This window comes from Sporosarcina sp. AD_1 (genome assembly GCF_057373025.1).
Genome location: NZ_JBPVIR010000002.1, coordinates 48650 through 59416 on the forward strand (window position 1 = coordinate 48650; position 10767 = coordinate 59416).

Genomic DNA, 10767 nt, shown 5'->3' on the forward strand with positions numbered 1-10767 from the left:
TATGTGCGTGTTTGCTTGATACAATAAAGCAAAGTAGAAGAAAAGTAGTGATAATTGTATGGACGCACTCAAGAGTCGAATGGATCATATCGAACAAGAAATCATAGCTGCTTGTGAAAGAAGCGGACGCCAACGGTCTGACGTTACAGTTGTCGCGGTGACAAAGCAGGTTTCTGCTGAAAGGGCAAAGGAAGTTATCACGGATGGAATTGTCCATTTAGGCGAAAACCGTGCTGAAGGGCTTCTAGGAAAGCGGCAGTCGATTACAGATCATGTCATCTGGCATTTCATCGGAAATGTGCAAAGCAGAAAAGTGAAGGATTTCATAAATGAAATTGATTATTTGCATTCCTTGGATCGCTTAGGCTTGGCAAAAGAGATCCAGAAACGGGCGGATCAACCGGTCGACTGCTTCGTGCAGGTCAATGTTTCAGGGGAAGAGAGCAAATCCGGTTTAACCCCTGATGAGGTCGGTACATTTCTAGAAGATCTTGCTGTGTATGATAAAGTCCGTGTGGTGGGCTTAATGACAATGGCTCCTTTTACCGAGGATACAGATTTCATTCGCCGCGTTTTCCGTTCGTTACGGGAGCTGCGTGATGAACTGGCAGAAAAGCAGCTTGAACATGCGCCATGTAAATTGTTATCAATGGGCATGTCGAATGACTATACGATTGCAATTGAAGAAGGCGCGACTCATGTCAGAATCGGAACCGCATTAGTCGGGACAGAGAGTGAGGGATAACAGTGAGCATGAAGAAAAGATTCGAGAAATGGTTCTATTTAGAGGACGAAGAGGAATTTGAGCAAGAACGTTCCGTCCAAGTGCAGCAACCAGTGCAGGAACCTCCTAAACGTGTGAATAGTAGAAAGCAGACTGCAAACGAACCTCAGCCGACTGGCAATATTGTGAGCTTGCAAAGCATTCAAAAATCCTCAAAAGTCATTTTGGTGGAGCCGCGGGTGTATGCCGAAGCACAGGATATTTCCGAACACTTAAAGAACAAGCGCGCTGTCGTTGTCAATCTGCAACGGATCGAAAGAGATCAGGGCGTCCGCATTGTCGATTTCCTAAGTGGAACCGTCTACGCACTCGGAGGCGACATCCAAAGGATCGGCACGGACATCTTCTTATGCGTCCCTGAAAACGTCGAAGTAGCCGGCTCCATAACCGATTATTTTGAACGATAGAATTTAAATGAGGTGTGACAGTCATAATGGCCGTGTTACTATATAAACTATTTCAACTTATAATGTATGGTATTAACATTTACAGTATTCTGCTTGTGATCTATATTTTAATGTCATGGGTGCCTGCTTCCCGGGAAACTAAGGTCGGAATCTGGCTTGGGAAAATTGCTGAACCGTATTTAGGGTTTTTCCGTAAATTCATCCCGCCTTTTGGCATGATCGATTTTTCACCTTTGGTGGCGCTGTTTGCCCTAAGCCTTATTAGACAAGGCCTAGCGCAGGTCTTCACGATCATATTAAGTGCTGTAATCTAAGGGATAAAGCTGTACAGTCCTCACAATTGGGTGAGGATTTTTCTATATAGAGAGCAAAAAGGAGTTTCGACATGGATTCGATTATTCAGCATTTCAGAAAAGATGAACAGCCTTTCATCGAAATGGCGTCTGGCTGGGTTAATGAAGTAGAGAATACGTATTCTCCGAAGCTTACGGGATTTTTAGATCCAAGGCAGCGTTTTATATTGCAGACGATCTCACAAGGGGCTGGATTGCTATCTTCCTCAGATGGAGGATTCCGGGAAGCGGAGAGGGAGCGTGTCCTTCTATATCCCGATTATTATGAGCCTACACCAGAGGATTACCAGATTTCAGTCTTTGAAATTCATTATCCCTCCAAGTTTGTCCAATTGGAGCATCGTGATGTCTTAGGTTCTTTAATGGCGCTTGGCATCGACCGGTCAAAGTTCGGTGATATTCTAATTGAAGATGGACAGGCACAGCTGGCGGCAGCAAATGAGATGAAGGATTACTTGCGAGCCAATTTTGATTCAGTCGGCCGCTCGAAAGTCAGGCTGGATCTTGTCGATAACCCGGAAAAATTGTTAGCATCGACCGAACAATGGCTGGAAAGTTTGCATATCGTCAGTTCGCTTCGACTAGATGTCATTGTGGCTTCTTTGCTGAATTGTGCAAGACAAAAAGCTGCTGCATTGATTCACGGAGAAAAGGTGAAAGTCAATTGGACGACCCGGGATCAAACGTCGTTTGAGGTCAATGAATTGGATATGATTTCGATCAGGGGAGCAGGCCGTTTTAAAATTTTGACGATTGAAGGCAGGACAAAGAAGGACAAAATTCGTCTGAATATTGGTAAGTTAGAATGATTTTTCAGACAATCGCGCGAAAAACTACTGCTTTCTTTCCTGCCAGTATGTATAATAGAATAGAATACCTGAAAGGGGAGATCCACTAGATGGCACTGTCACCACTTGACATACATAATAAAGAATTCAGCCGCGGATTCCGCGGATATGATGAAGATGAAGTGAACGAGTTTCTGGAACAGATTATGAAAGACTATGAAAATGTCTTGGATGAGAATAAGAAATTGAAAAGTGACCTGAAAGAAACGAAGGAGCAGATTTCGCATTTCAACTCGATTGAAGAAACGCTCCAAAAATCCATCCTTATTGCCCAAGAGGCTGCTGAGGATGTGAGACGCAATTCAATGCAAGAATCCAAGCTGATCATCAAAGAAGCGGAAAAGAATGCAGACCGGATTGTTAACGAGGCACTTTCCAGAGCACGCCGGATCGCTCTGGAAATCGAAGATTTGAAAAAGCAGTCCAAAGTTTTCAGAAACCGTTTCAAAATGCTCATCGAAGCGCAGCTTGATTTAATCAAGACTGAGGATTGGGATCGCTTGATGGAATATGTTCCAGATACAGAAAAGCTCGAAGCGGCTGCTGATCAGGAATGAAAGCTTGACTTTTCTTTTCATTCACAACTATAATAATGTGCATATAATGAACGACAGGCATTGAAAGAGACAGTACTTTCCGATATTCACGCATAGCGAGCCGGGGTTGGTGGAAGCCCGGACGTCGATACGGAGACGAAAATCACTCTGGAGCCGGATTGAAGAAACGCAATCCCGGTACACCCCGTTACGGTGACTGAGAGGCAATGGGAAATAGTCCATTGCAACTAGGGTGGTAACGCGAGATTCATTCCTCGTCCCTTTTTGGGGACGGGGATTTTTTGTTTCTCGGGCTCGATGCGGTTTCTACAAATATGATTTAAAACAATTGAGGAGGAAGTTTGATGGAGTACAAAGATACGTTGCTCATGCCGCAGACGGATTTTCCGATGCGTGGCAATTTGCCTAACAAAGAACCGGAAATGCAGAAGAAGTGGGAAGAAATGGACATTTATAAAAAAGTGCAAAAGCGCACAGAAGGTCGTCCGTTCTTCGTTTTACATGATGGGCCTCCATATGCAAATGGCGACCTCCACATGGGGCATGCGCTGAATAAAGTATTGAAAGACATGATTGTCCGTTATAAATCGATGTCCGGTTTCCATGCACCTTATGTTCCGGGCTGGGACACTCACGGCCTTCCAATTGAACAGGCATTGGTCAATAAAGGGGTTAATCGGAAAGAGCTTTCTGTAGCGGAATTCCGGAAAATGTGTGAAGACTATGCATATAGCCAAATTGATAACCAACGTACGGAGTTTAAGCGGCTCGGTGTGCGTGGCGATTGGGAAAACCCGTACATCACGCTGAAGCCTGAGTTCGAATCAAGACAAATCGAAGTGTTCGGCGAGATGGCGAAGAAAGGCTATATCTACAAAGGCCTAAAGCCAGTCTATTGGTCTCCATCCAGTGAATCTGCACTTGCTGAAGCGGAAATTGAATATAAAGATAAGAAATCACCATCCATCTATGTTGCATTCCCGATCAAAGATGGCCGTGGAGTAGTAGAAGAAGATGTGAAAATCGTCATCTGGACTACGACGCCATGGACAATTCCTGCTAACCTAGGAATTTCATTGCATCCTGAATTCTCGTATGCTGTCGTCGAGACGGGTGGAGAAAAGTTCCTGCTTGCCAAAGACCTCGTTGAACATGTGGCGAAGGATATTGGCTGGGAAACATACGAAGTTTTAAAAGAAATCAAAGGATCCGAACTGGATCGTGTTATTGCGAAACATCCAATCTATGATCGTGATTCTCTCGTCATGTTAGGAGAGCATGTCACAGCTGAAGCGGGTACTGGCTGTGTCCATACAGCCCCAGGACACGGGGAAGACGATTTTTATGTCTCCAAGCAATATGGAATCGATGCGTTTTCACCTATTAATGACCGTGGTGTCATGACGGATGAAGCTCCTGGATTCGAAGGGTTGTTTTATGAGGATGCAAATAAAGAAGTGACGAAGAAACTGGATGAAGCCGGCGCGCTTTTGAAACTTTCTTTCATTACTCACTCGTATCCGCATGACTGGCGTACGAAGAAGCCTGTTATCTTCCGTGCAACTGCGCAATGGTTTGCTTCCATCGAATCTTTCCGAGGTGAATTGCTCGAAGCGATCCGCAATACGAAGTTCACACCGGAGTGGGGCGAAACACGTCTCTATAACATGGTCCGTGACCGTGGAGACTGGTGTATTTCCCGTCAGCGCGTCTGGGGTGTTCCAATCCCTGTATTCTACACGGAAAATGGCCAGGAGATCATTACGGACGAAACGATTGCACATGTAGCAAAATTGTTCCGGGAACATGGTTCAAATATTTGGTTTGAATGGGATGCGAAAGAACTTCTTCCCGAAGGCTTCACGCACGAAGGCAGCCCGAATGGACAGTTTACGAAAGAAACGGATATCATGGACGTTTGGTTCGATTCCGGTTCAACACACCAAGGTGTCTTAGTGGAGCGCGATGACCTTGTCTACCCTGCGGATCTTTATTTGGAAGGGTCTGACCAATACCGAGGCTGGTTCAACTCCTCCTTGACGACAAGTGTTGCCATCAATGGCATCGCACCTTATAAAGGATTGCTGAGCCATGGTTTCACATTGGACGGCGAAGGCCGGAAAATGAGTAAATCCCTCGGCAACACGATTGTTCCAGCGAAAGTTGTAAATCAGCTGGGAGCGGATATTTTACGCTTATGGGTTTCCTCTGTCGACTATACGGCGGACGTCCGGGTATCTGATTCAAACTTCAAGCAAGTATCTGAAGTGTACCGTAAAATCCGGAACACACTCCGTTTCTTGCATGGCAACACGTCAGATTTCAATCCATCCGTTGACAGCGTAGCATTCGCAGACTTGCGGCCGGTCGATCAATACGTGTATGTGAAATTGCAAGACTTGATCAATGAAGTGCATAATGCTTACGAAACATACCATTTTGCAGATGTTTATCATGCTGTAAATAACTTCTGTACAAATGAATTGAGTTCGTTCTATCTTGATATTGCGAAAGATGTTGTTTATATCGAGGGGAAAGATCATCCACATCGCCGTGCGATGCAAACGGTTATGTATGAATCGCTTGTCACTTTATTAAAACTGTTATCACCGATTCTTCCGCATACTACAGATGAAATGTGGGCGTATTTGGAGCACGTCCAGGAAGAAAGTGTTCAATTAGTCGATATGCCGGAAAGCCTAGAGGTTGAAGGTGCAGAAGAGCTTCGTGCGCGATTTGCAAAATTGATGCTCGTTCGTGATGATGTATTGAAAGCATTAGAGGAGGCACGGAATGCAAAAGTAATCGGAAAATCACTTGAAGCGAAAGTGACGGTTGCCTTGCCGGACAAGATGAAAGGAATCTTGGATGCTGGAGATATCGATTTGGCTCAGTTTTTCATCGTCTCCCAATTTGAAGAAGGGGCGATGGATCAAATGCCAGAGGCTTCCTTGCAATTGGATAACGCAAGCGTCCTAGTTGAGAAGGCAGACGGCGAGAAATGTGAAAGATGCTGGACCATTTCTGAAACAGTCGGCTCGGATGCTGACCATCCGGCACTTTGTGCACGATGCGCAAACGTCGTGAAAACATACTACGTGTAAGAATAGCAGCTGCAATAAACTAATTTTACAAGGAACGGCGGAGGAACCGATCAGGACCTCCGCCGTTTTTTGGATGAAGAATTATTGAATATACCGATCTTGTTTTGACTCACATTTCATTTCCTCCTTCTTTTTGTGGTAAAATGAATCAGAATCTGTCGGACGGGGGTTTAGTCGAGTGGTTATTTACTACGGAATTGCCATTATAGTCATCCTGCTGGATCAATTGACAAAATGGCTTGTTGTGAAAAATATGGAGCTTGGTGAGAAAATTACTATTTGGGACCCTTATATCGGGCTCTTATCGCACCGGAACCGAGGAGCGGCATGGGGGATGCTGGAGGGACAAATGTGGCTATTCTATGTGGTGACGCTGCTGGTTGTAGTGGGCATCATTTATTTCTTCCAGAAGGAAGGCAAAGCGAATCGCCTGTTTGCCGTCAGCCTCATGTTTCTGCTCGGTGGTGCCATTGGAAACTTCATAGACCGGATTTGGCGCAAGGAAGTTGTCGACTTTGTGGACGTTCTCATTCCAGTTATTAACTATGATTTCCCGATTTTCAATGTGGCAGATGCCGCATTAACGATTGGTGTCGTATTAATCATCATTCATGTCATAGCGGAAGAAAAAAAGAATAAGAAAAAGGTGTCTTAATGGAACAACACGAAATACAAATAACAGAGCAGCTGGAAGGGAATCGGATTGATAAAGCACTTTCCCTCTATAATCCAGACTGGTCTCGCACGCAAATTCAACAGTGGGTGAAGGACGGGGCTGTTTTAGTAAATGACATGACCGTAAAACCCAATATGAAAGTAAAACAGGGTGATGTCGTAACAGTTACGGAGCCTGAACCTGAGGAATTGGACATCGTAGCTGAGGATCTCAATTTGGATATTGTTTATGAGGACAGCGATGTACTAGTCGTCAATAAACCGCGCGGCATGGTCGTCCATCCTGCGCCAGGCCATCTCTCCGGTACGCTCGTAAACGGATTGATGCATCACTGTACGGATCTATCCGGCATTAATGGCGTCCTGCGCCCTGGTATTGTCCATCGGATTGACAAAGATACATCAGGTCTTTTAATGGTAGCGAAGAACGATAAGGCACATGTGTCGCTAGTCAATCAATTAGTGGCGAAGACCGTGACCCGTGTCTATACCGCGCTTGTGCATGGCCATATTCCACATGATAACGGCACAATTGATGCACCGATCGGCCGCGACCCAAGAGACCGTCAAAGTATGACGGTTGTTGATCATGGCAAGCATGCAGTGACCCATTTTAAAGTACTCGAACGTTTCGGTGATTTCACTCTAGTAGAATGCCGGTTAGAGACAGGCCGGACTCACCAAATCCGTGTGCATATGAAATATATTGGGTACCCGCTGGCAGGTGATCCGAAGTATGGGCCGAAGAAGACAATTGACTTCAACGGACAAGTTCTGCATGCCGGCATCATCGGGTTTGATCATCCTTCAACGGGTGAATATATGGAATTCTCCAAGCCATTGCCGGAGGACTTCCAGCAACTGCTCGAAAAAATGCGAGAAGAAAAACATTGACTTCGGAAATAGATGGCAGTATACTAATCACAGCAAATGAATAGCGATACCTTTAAAGACAGTCCAGAGAGGCTGGGAAGGTTGCACGGAAGTACAGTAGAATTGCTGCGCGCAATTCGTGTATGAATTTTTCTGTACGTATGCCCTCCCGCCATAAATGGCTGGAGGGTTTTTTTATGAAATCAATAGAACAATCGGAGGGGTGCGATTTGGTGGAAAAAGCTAATATTCTTGATGAACAAGCTATAGCAAGAGCTGTCACAAGGATTGCACATGAAATTATTGAGCGGAATCGGGGAATTGACGAATGTATTCTAGTCGGAATTAAAACAAGAGGGGCAGTATTGGCAAAACGTCTTGCGGACAAGATAGCACAGATCGAAGGCCGGCCAATTCTAACGGGTGAATTAGACATCACGTTATATCGGGATGACTTGCAGCTCAAGCATGAAAGCCAGGAACCGGAAGTGCACCAAGTAGATATTCAGCACGACGTTAACAATAAAAAAGTGATTCTTGTGGATGATGTTCTCTATACGGGAAGAACAGTCCGCGCCGCGATGGACGCGGTTATGGATTTAGGCCGGCCTGCCGCCATTCAACTTGCAGTGCTTGTAGACCGGGGCCACCGTGAATTGCCGATCCGGCCGGATTTTGTCGGAAAGAATATCCCGACATCAAGCGAAGAGCGCGTTGTTGTCAATGTCAATGAAGAAGACGGCAAAGACGGAGTCACTATACACATTAAATAGAGAATTGGGTAACGGAGGTACAGGAACATGAGCGACAAAGTATTGGATGTACATGAAAGACCACAAGCGGGCAAATGGTTGGTTCTTAGCTTGCAACACATGTTTGCCATGTTCGGAGCAACAATATTAGTGCCGACGTTAGTAGGATTAAGCCCCGCCATCGCCTTGTTGACGAGCGGAATTGCAACAATGGTCTTCGTTCTGGTCACAAGATTTCAAGTACCCGCTTATTTAGGGTCATCTTTCGCTTTCATTGCACCAATTATTGCGGCGACGAACTCTGGTGGTATAGGAAGCGCTATGATCGGCAGTTTATTTGTTGCTCTGGTCTATTCACTAGTGGCGCTGGTCATCTGGAAAACCGGCTATCGCTGGATTATGAAAATCCTGCCGCCGGTTGTCGTAGGACCGGTCATTATGGTAATCGGGCTCGGCGTAGCGCCGGTAGCAGTGCAAATGGCCAGTATGATTGAAGTGGACGGTGTTCAAACATACAGTCTTCTACATTTTTCCGCAGCACTTGTTACGCTGCTGACATCGATCATCTGCCTGATGTTTTTCCGAGGCGTCATCAGCCTGATGCCAGTATTGATCGGAATTGTTGTTGGCTACTTGTATTCTTGGCAAATCGGTATCATCAATTTTGCACCGATTAAAAAAGCGGATTTCATTCAAATTCCTGATTTCCTGATCCCAGGTGTCGATTATGAATTCGTCATCACGCCAACACTGCTCGCCATCATGGTGCCGATCGCTATCGTAACCATATCTGAGCATATTGGACATCAGCTCGTCCTCGGACGTGTTGTGGAACGGGATTTTATTAAAAACCCAGGATTGAACCGTTCATTACTCGGTGATGGATTAGGGACATTCATAAGCGGATTGCTCGGCGGACCTCCGAAAACGACTTACGGTGAAAACATCGGAGTTATGGCGATTACGAAAGTATATAGCGTTTATGTGATTATCGGCGCAGCTGTATTCGCCATCCTGTTTTCCTTCATGGGTAAAGTGATGGCAGCCATCACAACAATCCCGACAGCGGTGCTCGGCGGCGTGTCCATTCTCCTCTTCGGTATCATCGCCTCATCCGGACTTCGGATGCTGGTCGATCACAAGGTGGATTTTGGAGAACAACGGAATCTGGTTATCGCTTCAATCATCCTTGTCATTGGTGTAGGGGGTGCTTCTATCCACATTAGTGAAACTTTCCAAGTAGGGGGCATGGCGCTCGCAGCGATAGTCGGTGTGGTTTTGAACCTTGTGCTTCCAGGGAGAAAGAACGAAACTATGATGGATGAAACTGAATAAGTAAGACCTTTTAACATTGTCCAGAGAGGCAAGGAAAGGTTCGATTGACGGAGTCATATGCCCCTTAATAAGGGAAATGGCAGTGCCGTCTCTTTAAACGAGCCTTTCCACCACTGGAAAAGCTCGTTTTTTTCGTAAGCATGGAACATATAACGAAACAACAAATCAGGCAAAGGTTGAACAAATAGGAGGGAACAAAAATGAAACATCTACTATCTATGAAACATCTTTCAACTGACGAAATCATGATGATCCTGGAACGTGCAGAGCAATTCAAGAAATATGGGATTCGTCAAACACCATCTCCATACATAATCAGTAATTTGTTTTTCGAACCTAGTACAAGAACTAAAACGAGTTTCGAGATGGCGGAGTTGAAACTGGGTCTTGATGTCCTTCCGTTCGAACCTGGATTCTCCAGTGCATTAAAGGGAGAGAGCCTTTATGATACGGTGAAAACGTTGGAAGCGATCGGCTTGGATGCATTGGTTATCCGGCATCCGGAAGATGGCTATTATGAGCCGCTGCTCGACAACGTCAATGTTTCATTGATCAATGCGGGTGACGGTTCCGGCCAGCATCCGACGCAGTCCTTACTAGACTTGTACACGATCAAAGAGGAGTTTGGCAGTTTTGAAGGCTTGAAAGTATTGATCGCAGGGGATGTTGCCCATAGCCGGGTAGCCCGTTCCAATGCCGATGCCCTGAAACGGCTTGGCGCGGAAGTTACGTTCCTTTGCCCACCAGAGTGGGCTGGAGAGTTTGACTGTCTGGATTGTTGGGATGAAGTCATTAGAACAAGTGATGTCGTCATGCTCCTTCGGGTTCAGCATGAACGGCATGATGAGCAAACGTCACTGACGAAAGAAAGCTATCATGCACAGTACGGACTGACTGTTGAACGGGAGTCGATGATGAAAGAAAAAGCGATCATCATGCACCCGGCACCAGTCAATCGAGATGTAGAAATAGCAGATTCCTTAATTGAATGCGGACGTTCCCGCATATTCAAGCAAGTTGAAAACGGTGTTTACGTAAGAGCGGCAATTCTAGACATGATATCAAGGGGGAGACAATGA

The 10767-nt window shown here is 45.6% G+C and carries 11 protein-coding genes and 1 other annotated feature; all 11 genes read left to right on the forward strand.

Translation table 11 applies throughout. From position 1 onward, the window contains the following. Positions 1 to 58 precede the first annotated feature (58 nt). The 11 genes from ACSW3C_RS03470 to ACSW3C_RS03520 all read left to right on the forward strand — a co-directional run bounded on the left by ACSW3C_RS03470 (position 59) and on the right by ACSW3C_RS03520 (position 10767). Positions 59 to 745: a YggS family pyridoxal phosphate-dependent enzyme gene (locus ACSW3C_RS03470; RefSeq protein WP_486560948.1), complete on the forward strand. Its 687-nt coding sequence runs from the start codon at positions 59 to 61 to the stop codon at positions 743 to 745. 2 nt (positions 746 to 747) lie between these two features. After that, positions 748 to 1191: a cell division protein SepF gene (locus ACSW3C_RS03475; RefSeq protein ID WP_486560950.1), complete on the forward strand. Its 444-nt coding sequence runs from the start codon at positions 748 to 750 to the stop codon at positions 1189 to 1191. Positions 1192 to 1217: 26 nt separating this feature from the next. Then, a complete protein-coding gene (locus tag ACSW3C_RS03480; protein WP_486560951.1) occupies positions 1218 to 1505 on the forward strand; it encodes a YggT family protein in 288 nt (95 codons plus the stop codon). Between the two features lie 71 nt (positions 1506 to 1576). Then, positions 1577 to 2353, forward strand: a complete 777-nt coding sequence (locus ACSW3C_RS03485) for a YlmH family RNA-binding protein (RefSeq protein ID WP_486560952.1) — start codon at positions 1577 to 1579, stop codon at positions 2351 to 2353. A gap of 89 nt (positions 2354 to 2442) precedes the next feature. Continuing rightward, complete coding sequence (locus tag ACSW3C_RS03490; RefSeq protein ID WP_238084216.1) at positions 2443 to 2949, forward strand: DivIVA domain-containing protein; 507 nt, start codon at positions 2443 to 2445, stop codon at positions 2947 to 2949. Between the two features lie 51 nt (positions 2950 to 3000). Next, positions 3001 to 3214, forward strand: a binding site (T-box leader). A gap of 79 nt (positions 3215 to 3293) precedes the next feature. Then, positions 3294 to 6053, forward strand: a complete 2760-nt coding sequence (gene ileS / locus ACSW3C_RS03495) for an isoleucine--tRNA ligase (RefSeq protein ID WP_486560953.1) — start codon at positions 3294 to 3296, stop codon at positions 6051 to 6053. Between the two features lie 178 nt (positions 6054 to 6231). Continuing rightward, a complete protein-coding gene (lspA, locus tag ACSW3C_RS03500) occupies positions 6232 to 6708 on the forward strand; it encodes a signal peptidase II (protein ID WP_486560954.1) in 477 nt (158 codons plus the stop codon). Further along, complete coding sequence (locus ACSW3C_RS03505) at positions 6708 to 7622, forward strand: RluA family pseudouridine synthase (RefSeq protein WP_486560955.1); 915 nt, start codon at positions 6708 to 6710, stop codon at positions 7620 to 7622. The genes lspA and ACSW3C_RS03505 overlap by 1 nt, the downstream gene beginning before the upstream one ends. A gap of 212 nt (positions 7623 to 7834) precedes the next feature. Next, the gene (gene pyrR, locus ACSW3C_RS03510; RefSeq protein WP_248511823.1) at positions 7835 to 8374 is read left to right on the forward strand and encodes a bifunctional pyr operon transcriptional regulator/uracil phosphoribosyltransferase PyrR; all 540 of its coding nucleotides are present in this window, start codon (positions 7835 to 7837) and stop codon (positions 8372 to 8374) included. A 27-nt stretch (positions 8375 to 8401) separates the two neighbouring features. Next, positions 8402 to 9688: a solute carrier family 23 protein gene (locus tag ACSW3C_RS03515; RefSeq protein WP_486560957.1), complete on the forward strand. Its 1287-nt coding sequence runs from the start codon at positions 8402 to 8404 to the stop codon at positions 9686 to 9688. Positions 9689 to 9888: 200 nt separating this feature from the next. Beyond that, positions 9889 to 10767, forward strand: coding sequence for an aspartate carbamoyltransferase catalytic subunit (locus ACSW3C_RS03520; protein ID WP_486560958.1), 879 nt, complete (start codon positions 9889 to 9891; stop codon positions 10765 to 10767).

Bases quoted from the DNA above. Each gene is read 5' to 3' on its own strand.
- ACSW3C_RS03470 (WP_486560948.1), top strand. From the start codon at position 59: ATGGACGCACTCAAGAGTCGAATGGATCATATCGAACAAGAAATCATA.
- ACSW3C_RS03480 (WP_486560951.1), top strand. From the start codon at position 1,218: ATGGCCGTGTTACTATATAAACTATTTCAACTTATAATGTATGGTATT.
- ACSW3C_RS03485 (WP_486560952.1), top strand. From the start codon at position 1,577: ATGGATTCGATTATTCAGCATTTCAGAAAAGATGAACAGCCTTTCATC.
- ACSW3C_RS03490 (WP_238084216.1), top strand. From the start codon at position 2,443: ATGGCACTGTCACCACTTGACATACATAATAAAGAATTCAGCCGCGGA.
- ileS (WP_486560953.1), top strand. From the start codon at position 3,294: ATGGAGTACAAAGATACGTTGCTCATGCCGCAGACGGATTTTCCGATG.
- ACSW3C_RS03505 (WP_486560955.1), top strand. From the start codon at position 6,708: ATGGAACAACACGAAATACAAATAACAGAGCAGCTGGAAGGGAATCGG.
- ACSW3C_RS03515 (WP_486560957.1), top strand. From the start codon at position 8,402: ATGAGCGACAAAGTATTGGATGTACATGAAAGACCACAAGCGGGCAAA.
- ACSW3C_RS03520 (WP_486560958.1), top strand. From the start codon at position 9,889: ATGAAACATCTACTATCTATGAAACATCTTTCAACTGACGAAATCATG.